Source organism: Paraburkholderia sp. BR10954, from assembly GCF_040965775.1.
In the GTDB taxonomy this organism is placed as follows: Bacteria; Pseudomonadota; Gammaproteobacteria; order Burkholderiales; family Burkholderiaceae; genus Paraburkholderia; species Paraburkholderia youngii.
The window spans coordinates 62211-80361 of the sequence record NZ_JBFRCK010000037.1 but is presented as its reverse complement, the minus strand read 5'-3'; the positions used below and the strand labels follow the sequence as shown (position 1 = coordinate 80361).

Here is an 18151-nt window from a genome sequence, read left to right as displayed (position 1 = left end):
GCGCAATCGCAACCGCAACACGCGCTCACTCGCGCTGAAGTTCGCGCGGAGCTGGTTCAATTGCAAAAGGCCGGCTACAACCCCGCCAGCGACAACACGCAATATCCGCAGAACATCGAGGCGGCCGAGGCGCGCATCAGTGCGGGCCATGACGCTACCGCCTACGGCGGCGTCGCGAACGGCAGTTCGGCTTCGGGCTCGCAGGTGCCGATGAAGCATGCGGCGGCGGATCGCGTATATGACGGCTCCAACGTCGTCGGCCTCGGTTCCATCTACGCGCATTCGTGATCGACACAAATGAGCAAGCCGTCCGCGCGCATCGATTCGTGTCGACGCGCGGACGCCTTGTTTTACCCACCTGATGAGAAAAAACGATGACCACGCTGCTGAAAAAAATTCTCGGTTCCGTTCTGTTGCTGGGCGGACTGTTCGCATTGCAGGCCACGGAGTTCGCGCAGGCTGCGCCGTCCGACGACCTGAAGGGCAAGAACGTCGTGCTCGTTCATGGCGCCTTCGCTGACGGGTCGAGCTGGGACAAAGTGATCCCGTTGCTCGAAGCGCGCGGCCTGCATGTCGTGGCCGTGCAGAATCCACTGAGTTCGCTCGCCGACGACGTGGCCGCAACCCGGCGCGTGATCGCGCAGCAAAACGGACCTGTGATTCTGGTCGGCCATTCATGGGGCGGCGTGGTGGTTAGCGAAGCCGGCAACGACGACAAGGTGAAGAGCCTCGTATACGTCGCGGCATTTGCGCCGGACAACCGCCAGTCCATCGCCGACATCACGAAAGACAAACCCGCTCCGGTCTGGGCTAGCGAGTTGCGCAAGGACTCGGCCGGCTATCTGACTCTATCGACCCACGCGGTGCTCGACGACTTCGCGCAAGATCTGCCGCTGCCGCAGAAACGCCTGATCGCGGCGACGCAGCAGCCGTGGGCCGCTGGCTGTATCGACGACAAGGTGACGAACGCCGCCTGGCATGACAAGCCGTCGTATTTCGTGGTGTCGGGCCGCGACCGCATGATCGATCCGGCCTTGCAACTGGAGATGGCGAAGCACATCGAAGCGAAGATCACGCGCGTCGACACGAGCCATGTCGCGATGCTGAGTCAGCCGCAAGCGGTGGCCGACGCGATCATTGCCGCGTCGCGGGCCGCGCATTGAACCGCGCAGTCTGATCGCCAATCAGATTGCGATCGATGGAATGCTCTTCATGCAGCGCAGCGCGAACATCGAGCGGCTATGGCGAATGCCTGCGATCTTGTAGAGCTTTTCGCGCAGGAAGCGTTCGTAGCCGGCGGTGCCGTCTACCGCGACCTTGACCAGGTAGTCGTAATCGCCGGACACCAGGTACGCTTCGAGTACTTCGCTGAGCGTGGCGAGCTCGGCGCCGAAGCGCGCGAGTGCGTCTTCGTCGTGGCGGTCCAGCGTGACTTCGAGCAGCACGACGTCCGCGAAACCGAGCTTCTGCTGATCGAGCAAGGCAACATAGCCGCGGATATACCCTTCGTTTTCGAGCTGCCGCGTGCGATTCCAGCACGCGGTGGTCGACATGCCGACCAGTTCGGCAAGATCCGCATTGCTGAGCCGGGCGTTCTTCTGAAGCTCGCGCATGATCTTGCGATCGAGGGCGTCGAGCGGGCGGTTTCGGGTGTTCATCAACGATGGCGGAAGAATATTTTGCTGAACAATATTATAGGTGAAGATCGTTCCGAATAGGCGGCATCAGCGGATGCGTTTAAGAAGCCTATCCAGCCGGGCTTGGGGTATATTTTCAACGTGCATTCATGCCCGGTACATCCGCCCGGACCGCAGGCCTCGCGCCGGCGATCCTCCGCGGCCAAAAGCCGCTTTTTCGGTGTCCCGCCGCCTTCACGGTAAGGCGGCACGCGGGCGAATTCCGGCGTTACCCACGCCGGAAGGCGCGCTCGCCGGGCATGGACGCATGTCGCCGCATGTGTCTATCGCAACTCTCTTTTGCCTGCTGATTCGCCAATGCCGATCCAGTTGTATGTTTCGTTTCTTCTCGCGTCCGCGTACTCGTTTAGTCGCCCGGTCCGGTCAATGTTCTTACGATGAGTCAGGCGCTAAGGGCTGGATGGCGCGCGGCATTGCCCTGTGTATGGGGTGGCACCTGCGCGGTATTGCTGCAACTCGCATTTACCGCGTTGTGTCTGAACTCGCTATTGCTGATCGATGAGCGCGCGCTAATCATGATGCGCTGGGCCGGCGCGATTTATCTGGTTTATCTTGGTTTCAAACAATGGCGAAGCGGCACATGCGCGGCTTCGCCGCTTCTGGCCAAGAGAGCCGGACAACGCGGCTTGTTTTGGCGCGGCTTTGCGACGTCGGGCCTGAATCCGAAAACGCTATTGTTCTTTCCGTCTTTCTTTCCACAGTTCATCAGTACTTCGTCGAATGAAGCGCATTGGTCGGCCAATCATCAGTACTTTTTGCTGGCCAGTACTTTTGCGCTGATGTTCGCGTTGGGCGTCGCATCGACGGCAATCTTCTCACACCGTCTGCGCACGGTTCTGCAGCGGCCCGCGCGGCTGCGCGTCGTGAACCGCCTGATGGGTAGCTTGCTGGTTGGAATGGGCGCGCTGATGGCGGCGGTACGCTGACTGCGAAACGAGCCGCATACCGCCGCCGCGGGGACAACGTCACCCTTATCGTCTGTACCGCGCGATATCAATGGAAAATGAGGTACAGGATGATCAGTACGATCAACGGAACGCCGAGTAGCCAGCCAATCAGGTAAGGCATGATGTCATCTCCTTTCGTATATAAGTTCGAATACGCAGGAGTGTCAGCAGGCCGCGTGCCTGAGTCGAAACGGCACCAGGCTGCGATGCATAGGGGTGTCGTATCTCGTGCCCGTATCGTTCTTTAGCCGTTATTCGAGAAGCCCGGATACAGCGTCATCCCGCCATCGACGAACAGCGTCGTGCCGACGACGTAATCGCTTTCATCGGAAGCAAGCCACACCGCCGCCTTGCCGATATCTTCCACGGCGCCGACGCGTCCATAGGGAATCAACTGCAATAGTTTGTCGAGTGCCGCTTGCGAATCCCACGCGTCCTGATTGATCCGCGTACGGATCGCGCCCGGCGCAATCGAATTGACGCGAATGCGCTCGGGAGCCACTTCCTGCGCCAACGATTTCATGAACATCTGAACGCCGCCTTTCGACGCGGCGTAATTTACGCGCCCCGCCCACGGAATGACCTCGTGAACGGAACTCATGCAAATGATCTTGCCGAGTGCTTTCGATACGGTCGTCAGGCCGCGGCGGCGGAATTCTTTTACTGCGGCCTGGCAGGTTAGAAACTGGCCGGTCAGATTCGTCGACAGCACGAGTTGCCAATCGTCGAGCGTCATGTCGGCGAATGCGCTGTCCTTCTGCAGTCCGGCATTCGCGACCACGATATCGATGCCGCCAAAGCGCGCGCGACTCGCGTCGAAGAGGTTCGCTACCTGAGCGGGATTGGATACGTCTGCCTGGATCGCGATTGCCGATCCACCGGATTCTTCTATTTCGTCGGCGAGCTTTTCATCAGGTTGCGCGTGCGAATGATAATTGAGCACGACCGCCGCGCCAGCATCCGCGAGTGCTTTGGCGACGCCATAGCCGATTCCCGAACTCGCGCCGGTAATCAGCGCGACCTGATTGGCCAGTAACTTTTCCATTTGAGTGCTCCGGCAACGACGAAAGGCGAAGCCGCCACCTACCGGCGCGCGACATCGCGCGGATAGACGGCGGCCCGCCTCTGGTGTTGCAGTCCACGACGCGTGGCCTATATCACGCCGGCAACTAGCAGAACGATCACCACGATCAATACGATGCCGAGTCCGCCGGTCGGACCATAGCCCCACGCCCGGCTGTGCGGCCACGCCGGAAAAGCGCCGATCAGCAGCAGAATCAGCACGATGAGAAGAATGGTTCCTAGCATGTTATGACCTCCGCCTGGTTGAAGGGGACCTGCTGTACCCAGGTTGCCCACAGGGCCGCAGGGTCATCCCTAGAGAGCAAACCGTGTACCCAAGGCCGATCCTTTAAGAGGATCACAGTGGCAGCGCACGCCGGTGCGGAGATTCGCGAGTCAATTAAAACGGCACCCATTGCGCTCAAAACATGAGCAGGGTGCCGTTTTTCCAATTGCGGACACGTCGCGCGTCCTATAGAAGGTAGGGTCCGTTGATGCGGCCTTCGAAGATCGCGGTGTTGATGTCCCAATCGTCGACGGTGCCCGTGCCGCCACCGTCCACCTTGACGACTACCGATCGGCCGCCGCGCAACATTTCTCCTTGACGTCAAAAGGCGAGCACAGTGCGGCGCCCGCCTCGATTTCTGCAAGGCCTATGCCAACGTAGGGGAAGTGAGCCGCAAAATGGAGCGGGGGCCGCGATGCGAAACCTGGCAAGGATCCGCGCGATAGCCGCATTGAATCACACCGGAAACGACCGCGATCTCGAGTCGAAGTGTTTGCGCGCGTCGCACGGGTCGCGTGTGAATGGTTGGGGCGCAGCGCAGCGTCGCGCGTGGCGAACCGAGGCGTGCAACGCTCTATCGCAAGCCCAAACGGAAACGGCACGCGCCCTGTGCGCGTGCCGTGATGCTGAAACGCCCCCGCGAGCAATGCTAGCGGCGTCGCCCTTTGCGCGGCGCAGCGGCTTCCGCGATACGCAGATGCGCGTCCGGAAAGCCCGGCGGGTATTCGACGACGCGAGTCGCGGCCGGCACCAGCGGCGCGGCGAGACTCGAACGCGCGCCGACGCGAGCGCCGCCGACGATCGCGGCCATCGCCTCGCGGTCGAGTTCGACGCTTTCGGTCAGATCCTTGATGCTCAGCTTGGCCATGACGGCTCCAGAAAAACGCGCCGGCGGCCAGACCCGTTCGGGTTCCGGCCGCCGGGCTCGGAATGTGTTCAGTGTGCTATTCGTTTTACTGCGGTCTCAACGCACTATCAGTATAGGAAATCCGTTCGCGGCGTGCGCGGTCGTGGTGCTGTCGCGGCAGTGAAGGAACCCCCGGTCCCCCGCGGCTTACACGGCGGAGAGGTTCGCGCCCGCCAGGATCGGATCGACTTTCAGCTTCGGCAGCACGACGTCCGAGCCGATATAGCCGATGTCATTGAGCGCTGCGACATTGACGATTTGCTGTTGAGCCAGATTCTGAGTGACGTTGACATTGACGTTGACGTTGGCGATGCCGGCAAGGCTGCCGAGACCACCAGGGCCCGAGGGCATGGGCACGTTGCTGCCGGTGCCGCCGGCGATCCCGGACATGGTCCGGCGATCGAGTTCGCGCGCGCCGGGCAGATCGCGAATCATGAGGGATGACATGGCGTTTCTCCTAAAACGTATGGAAGGCGGACATGCATGGCTTGCGGCGAAGCGGCCCGCGACAGCGGGCGCCTCGCCGCGCCATGCATTAGTGGCCGTTAGAGTTGCTCGACACGACATACGGGCTGAGCGTCGAGTCGATGCCTTCGGAGAACGCAACGTTGTTGCCGTTGGCGTTCTGGAAGTTCAGTTCCGTGTTGATGAATTGCGAGGTGGTGCTGTTCTTGATGCGCGTCGGCGCATAGACCGGGGCGAAGCTGTAGTACTGGCTGGGGCCATAGCCACCGCGTACGGCTTTCATGGCCTTGCTGTCGAGTTGTTCGGTAACGGACAGGTCTTTGATCATCAGCGTTTTCATGGTGAGTCTCCTGAAGGAAGTTTTCGCAGTGTCGCGAGTGGTTTCGAGCAATTCGTTTGCTCGGACATCACTAATGCACAGGCTGTGCCAGTGGTGGCCACGTATCCTGAGGAAATCGACGAAGCCTTGTCGTATAAGGGTTTTGCGCGAGGTCCGGCCGCCGTGCCGGTCCTCTCGAACCGCGTTGACGCGCTCCGGGCGGTGGCGGCAGTCCGACATCGCGGCGGACCCTGTTGGCTCGCACACGACATTGCACGCGACCCCATGCGGCGCGGCGCGCGGCTCATGCCTGGTTTGCCTGGTTTGCGAAAGCGCGGACCGGGAGCTAGTATCGAAACGGCACATGTAACTGGATACGACAGCTTCTCTATCGACCCGCGTGGCGTCGGTCGCATGCGACACGGTCCAGCGGCAACGGCGGTGCTTCGCAAAAATGGCTAGCCTTGCGCGTGTGATTCTCGACTTCCAGAGCGGCGAGCTGTCGCGCGACGAGTTCGTCGCGCAGCTCGACAGCGCGTTGGCGACCGAGCAACTCGGTCCGACGCGGCTGCTGGAGACGCTGTACGCCGCGCATCACAAGTCACCGTTGCCCGAGGATCTCTATCTGGAAGTGCGGCGGCGCATCGAGCTGCTGCGCGTGTCGAACGTCGCGGCGGGTGGCGAGGAAACCGGCATACAGACCACGGTCGATCTACCGTCGCCGCGTTCGTCGAGCGCGGGCGGCGCTGGCAGCGCGGGCAGCGCAAGTACCACTGGAAGCACCGCGCACGAAACCATCAAAGGCATCGGCGATACCCTGAACAACCGCTTCGTGCTCGAAGAGTGCCTCGGCGTGGGCGGCATGGGCACCGTGTACAAGGCGCTCGATCTGCGCAAGCTCGAAGCGTCGGACCGCAAGCCCTATCTCGCGATCAAGGTTCTGAACGTCCAGTTTCGCGGCAATCCGAATTCGCTGGTCGCGTTGCAGCGCGAAGCACGCAAGGCGCAGGTGCTCGCGCATCGCAACATCATCACCGTGTACGACTTCGACCGCGACGGGCCGATCGTCTATCTGACGATGGAGTACCTGAGCGGTAAGCCGCTCAGCCAGCTGCTGCGCACGCCTGGATATCAGGGGATGCCGGTGCGGGCCGCGCTGCCGATCGTGCGCGGCATGTGCGCGGCGCTCGCGTACGCGCACGAGCGCGGCTTCGTCCATTGCGATTTCAAACCCGCGAACGTGTTTCTGACCACCAATGCCGAAGTGAAAGTGATCGACTTCGGCATCGCGCGCGTATTCCAACGGCCGGAAGAGGAGAGCGACGCGACCGTGTTCGATCCCGGCAGTCTCGGCGCGTTGACGCCGGCCTATGCGAGCCCGGAGATGATCGAGCATCGCGAGCCTGACCCGCGCGACGACATCTACGCGCTTGGCTGCATCACCTACGAGCTGCTGACCGGACATCATCCGTTCGACCGCCTGTCGGCCACGCAGGCGCGCAATGCCGAGTTCAAGCCGCAGCGTCCGCCGAATCTCGATGCGCGCCAATGGCGCGCGTTGCGTGCCGCGTTGTCGTTCGACCGCAATACGCGGATGCCGAGCGTCGTGCGCTTTATTGCCGAGTTCGACAATGAAGCGCGCGCGGAGAAGTCCGGGTCGCTCGCATGGGCCGGGCTCGCTACGCTGGCCGTCGTGTGCGCGGTTACGGTGGGCGTGTTCGCTGTTCGCTCGGGGTCCAACCGGCAGCAGGCCGCGCGTTCCGAGGCGGCGGGACCGCTGGGCGATCAGGTCGACCGGGCGGCTGCGGCGTCCGCTGTCGCGCCTGCAACGAATGCCGCACAGACAGCGCCTTCGGCTGGCGCGAATGAACGCAGTACTACCACGGGTGGTGCGGCCGCAACCGCGACGCCGGCGCCCGCGCCCAAGCCCGCGTTGACGCTTGCCGCGATCACGCCCACGCTTGCCCGGGTACCGTGCTCGGCTTTATCGGGCGCGGTGCAGGACCACGCACTGACGGTGCGCGGTTTCCTGTCGCAGCGGTACGGCGCCGCGCGTCTGAAGGAGACCTTGGCGGCGCTGCCTGGCGTCGATACGGTTTCGCTCGACGTGCGGCCGCTCGCCGACGACAAATGCGACTTCGTCAAAACGCTTGCGCCGTTTCTGGTGCGCAACTGGCAGGCGGGACGGGCAGCGTCGCTGCACATGCGACCGCCAAGCGGTTTGCTGACCGAGAACGACTCGCTGGTGGTCGACCTGAAAGCGCCTCCGTTCGATTCCTTCGCGACCGTCGACTACTACCAGTTAGACGGCCACGTCGTGCACATGGTGCCGAGCCGTCTGTGGCCGGACAACCAGATGCAGGCCAGCGGCGGTCCGTACACGATCGGCAGCAATGCGGGCGATTGGACCGTATCGAAGCCGTTCGGCTCGGAGATGGTGGTGCTCGTGGTGACCCCGGTGCCGCTGTTCGACAAGCTGCGCCCGGAAAGCGAAGCGCGCGCCGATTATCTGCGCGCGCTCGAGACGCGGTTGAAGCAGATCGGCGGCCAATACGGGCAGGATCGTCTATTGGCGGACTTCGCGCCGATTACGACCAAACCCGCCAAGCCATGATCCGTCAGAGAGCCAATCGAAACGGCCCTCAGCGCAAATCCTTGACGACGCGAAAACCGTTCTGCGATTGACGCACGCCCGCGCTGTATTTGAAGCGCGTCGCGCTGAGCATGTAGTCGCCGCCTTCGCGCCATGAGCCGCCGCGAATCGTGCGCATCTCGCAGCCGGGCGCGTCCCATGCATGGCCGTCGGCGGGTGCGCCCTGATAGGAGTTGTGCCAGCAGTCGGCGGTCCACTCCCAGACGCCGCCGTTCATGTCGTACAGACCCAGCGGATTCGCGGCGAACGTGCCGACGTTTTCCGGTCCTTCCTTGTGCCACGGGTCGCCGCAGTCCTTGCAATTGGCGTTGCCCTTGCGCATCTGATCGCCCCACCAGTACGCGGTCGTGGTGCCGGCGCGATCCGCGTATTCCCATTCGGCTTCGGTCGGCAGACGGTACGGTTTGCCGGTCGTTTTTGCGAGCCATTTGACGTACTGCTGCGCGTCGTCCCAACTCAGATCGCGCGCGGGTGCGGTCTTGATGCTATTGCTCTCCGGGGTCAGCTTCTGGCATGCGCCGGCGGCGACGCACGCATTCCATTGCTCGACCGTCACCGGGAATTTGCCGATCGCGAAGGGTGCGCCGATGCTCACGTGATGCACGGGCTTTTCCGAAGGGTCGTCGGTATTGCTGCCCATTGCGAACGAGCCGGCGGGTACGGCGACCATGATCGGACAGGCGGCGCAGTCGCGGATTTCACCGGCGGTCGGCGGATGGGCGACGGTCTTTTCGGCGAAGGGCGCAGCGGCGGCCGTGGCGGGCGGCGTCGGCGCTGGCGCGGCAGCGGGGCGCGGTGGTGGCGGCGCGGCCGCGCTCGCTTGCGCCGCGGGATGCGCGAGCTGGGCAGGCGGTGCGGGTGGCGCGACGTGACCGCTCTGCGCCGCGGGCGCAGCGGGCGGCGCAGCACTCACCGCCGGAGTCGATGCCGCCGCGCGCAATCGATCGATACGCGCATGCGCGAGTGTGGCGAAGCGCCCATTCGGATAGGCCTTCAGATAAGCCTCGTAATCGGCTGGGTAGTTGCTGTCCTTGATCGACTCCCAGAACGTGATTTCGTATTGTTCGCCGCTTTCCTTCGGCATGATGCCGCGACTGCGCGGTATTGCGGCGCGATCGTCCGACGTAATCGACGACGCGATAGTGCGTTCGCCACTGGTGGGAATGGAAGTACGCGCTACGGAGAGCCACGGCTGCTGCGCTCCGCGAGTGGCGGCGCGCACTTGGATGGCGACTTGGCGGAACAGCGCGGCGAGCGATTGGGACGATGCGTAGGCATCATCGAGCGCTTGCAGCAACGCACCGGTGTAGACGCCATGCCGTGGACCGTCCGCCGCGAAACCACCCGGCGCGGTTGCGTAGGCAATCACGGTGTTGGCAGCGAGCTTCGGTTGGTCGATCGCAATCTCGGCGGGCCTAAATGGATCGTCGAGGCAGGTATCGAGAATCAGCAGATTGAGCCGGCCGGCGCGAGCGGATTGCATCGCATGCAAGACGGTATTCAGTTCGACGCCGTTATTCAGCAGCGACACCGGTGCGCGGTTATCGGCTCGAGCATCGAGTCCCGCCGGCAACAGCAGCGTTTGTCCGGCTACCTGCATGCCGTGTCCGGCGAAATAGAACAGCCCGATATCGCCTGTCTTCAAACGTCGTTGAAATTCGTCGATCGCCGCGCGCATTTGCGGCGGCGTCGCATTCGTGCGCGTGATGACTTCGAAGCCACGCGCCCGGAGTGCAGCGCCGATCGATTCGGCGTCGCGCGGCGCGTTGGCGCGGATCGGGTTAGCGGCGTCGCCGTATTCGCCATTTCCTATCACGAGCGCGATACGCCGCGAATGGGTGTCGTCGCGTGACGAAGCAAAGGGTGAAAGAAGCAGAGCGGTATCCGCCGGCCGCCCCGGTTCACTCGTCACCGAAGCCGCACTCGGCTCGATGAATTCGCGTTGCGTCGCGGCACCGGCGCTATCCCACTGCGCCTGGATTGCCCCAACCACGCACACCAGCAGGAATCGTCGCCACATCGTTTTATCCTGTTTGTACCGGACAGAATTCAGGCATTCGCGCACCACGATCGCGCTGTCCGCGCTCATTATTAACGATAGCACGCGCTTCGCGTCACAACTGTCCGGGAGTCCTGAACGCGTCATACGGTTAACGAGCATTGCGTATCTTTTTGGCAAGTTACGTTCTAAGCTGATTCACAAAGTCACCTCACACGGCCGTTTTAACTAGGTGGCGGTCTACCGGTTTCAATCCGCGACAAGCCGCTCGAACACCCGGATGGCCATCGATAGCCGGGCCCAGCCATGACTCCTGTTCGGGAGAGTGCGCTATGCGAAGAACCCGTGTTTCCTCTCTTTTCGGCAGACGTGATCCGGCACAAGCGCATTGCGGCGGATTGCGCGCGGCGGTGTGCGCGACGCTCGTCGCGGTGTGCATCGGCATAGGAACGGGCGGCGTCGCGCGCGCCGAGCAGACGGCGTCACCGCCGGGGGCCGAGGAGTACATCATCTGGCCGTCGGATGGCGCGGTGATTCACGGCGGCAAGCTGTGGGTGCGCATGGGGCTGCGCAATATGGGCGTGTGTCCGAAGGGCATCGCGTTTCCGAATACCGGCCACCATCATCTGCTGATCGACACGGATTTGCCCGCGCTCGACCAGGAGATTCCATCGGACCGCCAGCACCTGCATTTCGGCGCGGGCGAAACCGACGCGCGCATCGAGTTGCCGCCCGGCAAGCACACGCTTCAGCTGATTCTCGGCGACCATCATCACGTGCCGCACAACCCGCCGGTGTATTCGAAGAAGATCACCATCACTGTGCTAAAAGACTAACGCGATTCGTTGGTTCGAACTGGTCAAGCCGGAACGGAGAGTCCTGATGAACAAGATCATTGCGGCCGCGGCATTCGTCACGGCGGCGCTGACGGCATCGACAGCGCCGCAGGGTGGGTGGGCAGCGACGCCGTCGCCGCCCAGCGCATACGCGTATATCGGCTATCCGAACGATGGCCAGGTGGTGCCCGCCAATAAGCCGTTTCGCGTGTGGTTCGGCCTGCGCTTCATGGGCGTCGCGCCGAAAGGCGTGAAGTACCCGAACACCGGCCACCACCATCTTCTGATCGATAGCGAGCTGCCGCCGCTGGATCAGGAGATACCCTCGGATCGCCACCATCTGCATTTCGGCGCGGGCGAAACGGAAACGATGATTTCATTGCCGCCGGGCAGGCATACGTTGCAGCTGTTGATGGGCGACGACATGCATATGCCGCATAACCCGCCGGTGTATTCGAAGAAGATCACGGTGATCGCGCGCTGACTGTCATCATGCAGCCAACAATGCCGCGTGCGCTGTTGGCTGCGATCCACCATTCGCGAGCCCCGCTCCGCCGGTTGGTAGCGACGCCACGGCGGGTGCGTTCTTCCAGGCCTTTACTGCAAGGCCGTCATCACCCGGATAACGAAAGCGCAGCACTCCTGGCATAGCCCATGCATCAGTAGCGCCCGAGCAGACAAGTTGCTCGAACCCGACGCACCACGATGCGCTTTCCCTTTCCCAGGAGTTTTGCGATGAACACGCTGATGATCAAGGACCTGTCCAACACCGAACAACTCGACAGCAAGGCGATGAGCGCCGTGCGCGGCGGCAACAGCTACTACTGCCCGATGCCGTCATACCTCAGCTATGCGCCCGTCTATGCGCCGACCAGCATCAAGAACATCTGCACGACGCAGTCGATCAACACGGAAATGAACATCCAGAGCGCGAATGGCAACAACTCGGCGCTGGTCAGCGGTACGACGACCTACATCGAACCGACCGTGTACTCGAGCAACGTCAACAACGTGAAGTGAGCGGCGCTCGCACGCGCGGCCCGTGCGGCCGCGTGGGCGCGCCGCCGTAGCCGCGTTGCTCAAAAAGACCATTCATTCAATCGTCCTTTCCACGCATCCTTCGCGTATCCGCCGCTCCCCGCATCGAGATTTCCGCCGCTTCATCGCTGAAGCCGCGCGGATGCGGCTCGGCCTCGAAAAACCGGCCGTCTCGCGCGAAACAGGCGGGTGCAACTGGAGACAACCGTGTCAGCATCGCCGGATTCATCGTTCGGTTTGTCGTGTGATTCGCCGGACCATCAGCGGGTTTGCGCCGCGGCCACGGCGCCGCGCCGCATCGGCCGGATGCTGCGCGGCCTCGGCGCCGCGACGATGTGCGCATTGGCGTTGAGTGCCTGCGTCGACGTCAGGATGCCGGCTTATCAACGCCCGGACACGCCGGCCAAGACATCATGGTCGGATCGACAGGGCGCGCCGGTATCGGCCGCGGAGACGATCGAGCGCGACTGGTGGAAGGGCTTCCAGGACCCGTATCTGGATACGCTGATCGACAAGGCTATCGACGGCAACTTCGATATCCGGGTGCTAGCCGCGCGTATCGAAGTCGCGCACATGCAGATCAGCGAGACGGGCGCGGCCGCATTACCGACGGCGGACCTCGGTGCGGGCGCCGACTATTCGAAGACGACCGGCCAGCCTTTGACGAGGACCTACAACCTCGCGCTGCAGGTGAACTGGGACATCGACATCTGGGGCAAGGTCGAAAAAGGCGTGCAGGCGCAAAAGGCCGAATTCCACGCGACCGAAGCGGATTGGCGCGCGGGGTATCTCGAACTCGTCGCGAACGTGGCCAGTACCTATTTCCAGATCCTGCAATTCGACGACCAGATCGCCCAGCAGCAAAAGACCATCGCCACCAACAAGCAAATCCTGACGATCTACGAAGGCCAGGCGCGCAACGGGATCGTGCCGCAAACGCAGGTGTTGCGCCAGCAGGCGGAGATCAACCGCCTGACCAACGATCTCTACGATCTGCGCCGCTCGCGGGCAGTCTCGGACAACGCACTGTGCACGTTGCTCGGGGTGCCGGCCGGCGAATTCCATGTGCCGCAGGGCCATTTGCAGGAGCGCGTGAAATTGCCGGGCGTGCCCGACGGTTTGCCCGCGCAATTGCTGTCGCGCCGCCCCGACGTGGTGGCAGCCGAATTCAGGGTGCTCGAAGCCTATGACCTCGTCGGTCAGTCGAAGCTCGCGCAATTGCCGAGCATCGGCCTGACCGCTCAGGGCGGCACGGCAAGCTATGCGCTCAACCAGCTGCTGAAGTCGTTCACGTTCGGCCTGATGCCGAGCATCAACTTTCCGCTGTTCGATCCGGGTGTGCGCGCTCATGTGAAGGTGACCGAGGCGCAATCGAAAGTCGCCGAACAGCAATATCGGGTGGCCGTGATGGGAGCGTTCGAGGAAGTGGAGAACGCGCTCGTCAATCTGAGTGCGCATAAGGCGCAGCATGAGGAATTGCAGCAGCAGGTGGCGCGCTTGCAGATCGTGGCGGATCAGATCCAGTCGCAACTGCACCTTGGCGTGGTGTCGCAACTCGAGGTGTTCGAAGACGAGCGGACCCTGCTGCAGGCGCAACAGGCGTTGCTGGAAAACCACCAATTGATTCTGTCCGATACGGTAACGCTTTATAAGGCGCTCGGCGGTGGATGGCCCAGTATCGACGTGCAGGCGCAGGCCAAAGAAAAGTAACGAAGCATTGAGCTAATCCACGAGTTGGCGTACCACGCGGGTATTTCGTCGGGTGACGACTTATCCGCTGTCTTCTCATCCGGCGATCCAAATTGACACTCTCGATGCGTGACTTAAAATCCTTTAGGGGTCAGCGTTTGCGTGGCTCTTCGCGACAATATCGTTGGGCCGTCGTTCTTTGTCCAGTTCGCCCCGCGTTCCTGCCGCGGCAGGTAAACGCTTAAGCGATCCAGAGAAAATGGCCACCGGCGAAGCTCCGATTGCTGAAATGCGCACGACAGCGGACGCTGCTTTCGACGTGGTGTTGTCGCCGGTTGCGTGCGCGCAGCGCCCCGCGCTCGACGCCATTCGCATCGTCGACAACCTGTTCGCGGTCGGCCGCAGCGAAGCGCCGTTCAACGACTATCCGGCACAATTGACCGCCGGTCTGTCGCGCCGGCATGCGCGTCTTTTCATCGAGCATGGCGCGATTTACGTCGCCGATCTCGGCAGCAAGAACGGCACGACGGTCAACGGCATCGCGGTGCGGCAAACTCCCGCGCGCGTGCGCGGCGGCGATGAACTCTGCTTTGGCGGTGAACTGTGCTATCGCGTCGGCATCGAGCCGCGCGCGCGCGTCGTCACGGGCCGAAGCGCTTCGCCCCTCACTCATCTATTGCTGGTGCCGCAGCGCGACGATCTGGGTCTGCAACCGGTCGACGTGCTGGCTTTTCCGTTCCTGGTCAGCAAAACGGACGAGATCTTCTCGCGCTACAAAGACCGTTATCCGCACCAGGTCAATTACATTTCGCGGCGCCATGCGCACCTGTTTCTGAAGGGCGGCCAGCTCTATGTCGAGGACCTCGGCAGCACCAACGGCACGTTCGTGAATGGCCAGCGGATCGGCGAATCGGCGCTTGCGCTGGTGGACGGAGATGTCGTTGCATTTGGCGGCGACCACTTCGTCTACAGGGTGTCGCTACAGAACTCCGCCGACACCGAACCCACCGTGACCCAGTTCTCTCTTCGCCCCGCCGCCGACAGTGCCGCCGATGCCGACAAGACGACCTTCGTCGGCGCGGCGCATTCGTTTCTCGACATCTTTTGCGTCGATCCGGCACTGCAACGCGAAGACGAAGTGAACGAGGCGGCGCAATCGGGCTCCGCGCGCGCGAAGCGCGATGGAGCGGGGGCGGCAAGCGGCGCGCAAGCCGCAAAGGCCGCGCAGGCAGTACACCCTGCCGACACGAAAGACGGCGCGAATGAAAGAAGCGGCAAAGGCAAACCCGCGGGACGAAGCAAGCCGCGTCGCTGGAAGATGGTCGCCGGCGAACTACACAAGGCGTTAGCGGACGGCGAGCGCACCAATGTGCGGCGCGCGGCGGCATGGGGCGGCGCGGGTGTTGCGCTCGTGGTTGCGCTTGGCGTGGGCCTCTATCTGCACGGTTCATCGGAACGCGAGCTGAAAAGCCTGCTCGCGAACGGTGACTACTCGAACGCCTTCACGATGGCGCGCGGCTATCTGGCCACGCACCCGGCGGACACCAGGATCAGCGCGCTCGCCAGCGAGGCGTTGCTGAAAGCGAACTTGCCGGGCTGGATCGAAGCCGTGCAAAAAGCGCAGTTCGACCAGGCCGACGCGCTGCTGAAGAACATGAGGGCGTTGAGCGCGACGGACTCCGATGCCGCGTCGCTGGTCGGCGAATTGCAGTGGGTCGGCGATCTCGAACGCTTCGTCGCGGCGCGCGGCGGCGTCGACGCGCCGATCCGCATGTATGCGGACGAGGCGACGATCAACGGTCTGCTGCACCGCTGGGACGACGACGCGACGAGTCATCAGCGCGCGCTCGACCGGATTGCGAGCTACGTGCCGGCCTTCGCGGAGCCCTACGCGCACACGCTGAGCCATCTGCGCAAGCTCGAAAGCGACGATTCCGTGTACGTCGCCGCGATAGATCGGCTCAATGGCGTGATCCAAACCGAACTCTCGCGCGACAAACCCGACGCGCTGCCGCCGGTATTCGACGATTACGCACAGCGCTACCCACGGCTCGCGGGGCTCGACAGAGTGCGCGACGATTTGCGCCAATACACCGCGTTGCTGAATGCCGCATTGAGCCGCCAATTGACGTCGTTGCTCGCGATGATGAAAACGGCGCGCTTCAACACGCCGCCTTTCCAGGCGCAATACCAGCAGCTTGCGGCGACGCGTTTGCCGTCGGCGGACATCGTTCAACGTCAGGACGCGGTTGATGCCGCGTGGCAGCGCGGTGACGCGCAGCAGGCGCTCAGCGAATTGCAGTCGATGCCGGCGAGCCCATGGTCCGACGTGCTCGCTGCCGAAGCGGCGCACAAGAAGGCGCTAGCCGACCAATACAACGATCTGCAGAAAACGCGTGGCGGCAAAGGCTACGACCAGCGTCTGCTGTCGTTCTACGCGAGCCTCGATCCGCGAACCGACGCGTGGTTCGTGCAGGCGATCCAGAAAGACGTCGCCGCGTTGCATGACAATGCCCTCGCGCGTGCGCAGGATCTGTTGCTGCGCGCGCAAAGCCTGTGGAAAGAGTACCGCGCGAACGGCCCGATCGGCGGCACGCAGCGGCTCGAAGCCGGCATATCGCCGGGCTTTCGCAGCGAGGCGCGCCTGCTTAGCGACGCGCAGACGGCGGCACGGCAGGGCATGCGCATCTATACGCAGCTGAAGGCCGATCATCCCGCCGACTTCGATCAGCTGCTAACGGATATCGACGCCGAAGCGAGTTTGCAGCGCCGCTCGTTGACCGAGTTGCGCATGGTGCTGGACCCTGGGCTCCTGAAAGCGAAGCTCGCGTTGATTGGAGGCGATCAGAGTGAAACGCGATCCTCACCCTAGACCGTTGTCGGAGGCGCTCGAAGATCATAGCGTCGAAGGCATCGCGATCCTCACGTCCGAGCCGGTGCGGATTGCGCGCGCGCTGATCTGGGCGATGGTTGCGCTCGTCGTGTCGGGCCTGCTGTGGTCGTTCGTCGGCCGCGCCGATGTGATCGTCAGTGCGCCCGGCACGTTGTCGCCGGAATCGGAGGTGCGACGCATCTATACGCCGATCGACGGCGAGCTCGCGGATCTGTATATCGCCGAGGGGCAGCCGGTGTCGAAAGGCGACGTGCTCGCGCGGCTCAATGCGCGCGGCGCGATCGAAGCTGCGAGCAACGCGTTACAGGCGCAACTGAAACTCGAAGACGCCGAACGCGAATGGAAGCAGTTTCCGGAGAAAAAGGCGTTGATGGAACGCAAGGCCGCGTCGTTGAAGGCGCAACTCGAAGTCGAGGAGCGTCTGCACGAGAATCGCGTTTCGGAAGGCACGACCAAACTTGCCGAAGGGCAGAAGGCCGAACTCGACGAAGCGCGCAGCTCGCTCGATAATGCGCGCCGCGCGCGCGAAGCGGCGAACCAGGAACTCGATCGCTATTCGCGGCTGTTCGCGCAGCCGGGCGGCGGCGGCATCGCCGAATTGCAGGTCGAGCAGAAACGCACGGCCGCGCTCGAAGCGGATAACGCCTTCCGTGTCGCGCAGTCGAAGCTGGCCGAGCTGGACTTTCGCCTGAGCCATGAATACGCGCAGGCGAATGCGCAACTCGCGACGAGCGGGCAGCAAAGCACCGATCTGCAGCTGCAATACGATCAGGCGGTGCGCGACGTCACCGATGCGGAAGACAAACTGCGCGTGCAATTGCAAAGCGCGCGTCTGGAAGCCGATGCCGCCGCGCGCGTGCGCTTCGAGAACATCGATAAAGACAATTTTCTGCTGATTCTGGCGCCGGTTTCCGGCGTGATTACCGACGTCACGTCGACGCAGCGCGGCGACAAGATTCAGGCGAATGCACCGCTCGGCGGTATTGCGCCAAAAGACGCGCGGCCCGTGCTGAAGATCGAAATTTCCGAACACGACCGCGCCTTTCTGCACGTGGGCCTGCCGGTCAAATTGAAGTTCAATGCATTTCCTTACCAGCGCTACGGATTGATCAGCGGCACGCTCGCGTATATCTCACCGGCCACGAAGCCGTCCGCGCAGGACAAGCAACCGGTCTACGAGGGCCGCGTCACGCTCGACAAGGATTACTACCAGGTGGCCGGCACGCGTTACCCACTGCGTTACGGCATGACCGCCAATGCGGAAATCGTCGTGCGCGAGCGGCGCCTGATCGACCTCGGTCTCGATCCGTTCAGAGAGGTGGCGGGTTGAGCGCGCGAATCAAACATCCCAGCAAGGAGC

16 protein-coding genes and 1 pseudogene are annotated in these 18151 nt (G+C 62.9%); 10 read left to right on the top strand and 7 right to left on the bottom strand.

Annotated features, from left to right (window positions below; translation table 11 throughout):
* Together AB4Y34_RS34390 and AB4Y34_RS34385 are read left to right on the top strand one after the other, a co-directional pair.
* Positions 1 to 288: DUF4148 domain-containing protein (locus tag AB4Y34_RS34390; protein ID WP_368718566.1), on the top strand; the 288-nt coding region annotated here is incomplete at its 5' end.
* A gap of 86 nt (positions 289 to 374) precedes the next feature.
* A complete protein-coding gene (locus AB4Y34_RS34385) occupies positions 375 to 1163 on the top strand; it encodes an alpha/beta fold hydrolase (RefSeq protein ID WP_368718565.1) in 789 nt (262 codons plus the stop codon).
* 21 nt (positions 1164 to 1184) lie between these two features.
* Here AB4Y34_RS34385 and AB4Y34_RS34380 read toward each other — a convergent pair whose 3' ends face one another.
* Complete coding sequence (locus AB4Y34_RS34380) at positions 1185 to 1658, bottom strand: Lrp/AsnC family transcriptional regulator (protein ID WP_013092527.1); 474 nt, start codon at positions 1656 to 1658, stop codon at positions 1185 to 1187.
* Between the two features lie 336 nt (positions 1659 to 1994).
* Here AB4Y34_RS34380 and AB4Y34_RS34375 point away from each other — a divergent pair.
* Positions 1995 to 2623: pseudogene (locus AB4Y34_RS34375) on the top strand (LysE family translocator).
* Between the two features lie 265 nt (positions 2624 to 2888).
* On the opposite strand, the gene AB4Y34_RS34370 reads toward AB4Y34_RS34375, so the two are convergent.
* The 5 genes from AB4Y34_RS34370 to AB4Y34_RS34350 all read right to left on the bottom strand — a co-directional run bounded on the left by AB4Y34_RS34370 (position 2889) and on the right by AB4Y34_RS34350 (position 5704).
* Positions 2889 to 3689, bottom strand: a complete 801-nt coding sequence (locus AB4Y34_RS34370; RefSeq protein ID WP_176382905.1) for a glucose 1-dehydrogenase — start codon at positions 3687 to 3689, stop codon at positions 2889 to 2891.
* Positions 3690 to 3796: 107 nt separating this feature from the next.
* The gene (locus AB4Y34_RS34365; RefSeq protein WP_013092523.1) at positions 3797 to 3952 is read right to left on the bottom strand and encodes a DUF3309 family protein; all 156 of its coding nucleotides are present in this window, start codon (positions 3950 to 3952) and stop codon (positions 3797 to 3799) included.
* A 689-nt stretch (positions 3953 to 4641) separates the two neighbouring features.
* On the bottom strand, positions 4642 to 4860 hold the full coding sequence (locus AB4Y34_RS34360) for a hypothetical protein (protein WP_176106812.1): 219 nt from the start codon (positions 4858 to 4860) through the stop codon (positions 4642 to 4644).
* Positions 4861 to 5046: 186 nt separating this feature from the next.
* On the bottom strand, positions 5047 to 5346 hold the full coding sequence (locus AB4Y34_RS34355; RefSeq protein ID WP_368621505.1) for a hypothetical protein: 300 nt from the start codon (positions 5344 to 5346) through the stop codon (positions 5047 to 5049).
* An 88-nt stretch (positions 5347 to 5434) separates the two neighbouring features.
* Positions 5435 to 5704, bottom strand: a complete 270-nt coding sequence (locus AB4Y34_RS34350; RefSeq protein ID WP_176382900.1) for a hypothetical protein — start codon at positions 5702 to 5704, stop codon at positions 5435 to 5437.
* A gap of 433 nt (positions 5705 to 6137) precedes the next feature.
* Between AB4Y34_RS34350 and AB4Y34_RS34345 the strand changes: the two genes are divergently transcribed.
* On the top strand, positions 6138 to 8297 hold the full coding sequence (locus tag AB4Y34_RS34345) for a protein kinase (protein ID WP_368718564.1): 2160 nt from the start codon (positions 6138 to 6140) through the stop codon (positions 8295 to 8297).
* 28 nt (positions 8298 to 8325) lie between these two features.
* Here the strand turns inward: AB4Y34_RS34345 and AB4Y34_RS34340 are convergent, their stop codons facing one another.
* Positions 8326 to 10356, bottom strand: a complete 2031-nt coding sequence (locus AB4Y34_RS34340) for an SUMF1/EgtB/PvdO family nonheme iron enzyme (RefSeq protein WP_368718563.1) — start codon at positions 10354 to 10356, stop codon at positions 8326 to 8328.
* Positions 10357 to 10667: 311 nt separating this feature from the next.
* Between AB4Y34_RS34340 and AB4Y34_RS34335 the strand changes: the two genes are divergently transcribed.
* The 6 genes from AB4Y34_RS34335 to AB4Y34_RS34310 all read left to right on the top strand — a co-directional run bounded on the left by AB4Y34_RS34335 (position 10668) and on the right by AB4Y34_RS34310 (position 18121).
* Entirely contained in the window at positions 10668 to 11171 is a 504-nt protein-coding gene (locus AB4Y34_RS34335; RefSeq protein WP_246391943.1) for a DUF4399 domain-containing protein, read from the top strand.
* A gap of 46 nt (positions 11172 to 11217) precedes the next feature.
* On the top strand, positions 11218 to 11655 hold the full coding sequence (locus tag AB4Y34_RS34330) for a DUF4399 domain-containing protein (RefSeq protein ID WP_368718562.1): 438 nt from the start codon (positions 11218 to 11220) through the stop codon (positions 11653 to 11655).
* Between the two features lie 251 nt (positions 11656 to 11906).
* Positions 11907 to 12191 carry a hypothetical protein gene (locus tag AB4Y34_RS34325; protein ID WP_176106806.1) on the top strand — a complete coding sequence of 95 codons (285 nt, stop codon included), beginning with the start codon at positions 11907 to 11909 and terminating at the stop codon, positions 12189 to 12191.
* Positions 12192 to 12515: 324 nt separating this feature from the next.
* The gene (locus AB4Y34_RS34320) at positions 12516 to 13919 is read left to right on the top strand and encodes an efflux transporter outer membrane subunit (RefSeq protein WP_217910496.1); all 1404 of its coding nucleotides are present in this window, start codon (positions 12516 to 12518) and stop codon (positions 13917 to 13919) included.
* Between the two features lie 238 nt (positions 13920 to 14157).
* Positions 14158 to 16770 (top strand): FHA domain-containing protein, encoded by a 2613-nt coding sequence (locus tag AB4Y34_RS34315; RefSeq protein WP_368718561.1) that lies wholly within the window; start codon positions 14158 to 14160, stop codon positions 16768 to 16770.
* The gene (locus AB4Y34_RS34310; RefSeq protein ID WP_176382884.1) at positions 16748 to 18121 is read left to right on the top strand and encodes an HlyD family efflux transporter periplasmic adaptor subunit; all 1374 of its coding nucleotides are present in this window, start codon (positions 16748 to 16750) and stop codon (positions 18119 to 18121) included. The genes AB4Y34_RS34315 and AB4Y34_RS34310 overlap by 23 nt, the downstream gene beginning before the upstream one ends.
* Positions 18122 to 18151: the final 30 nt, after the last annotated feature.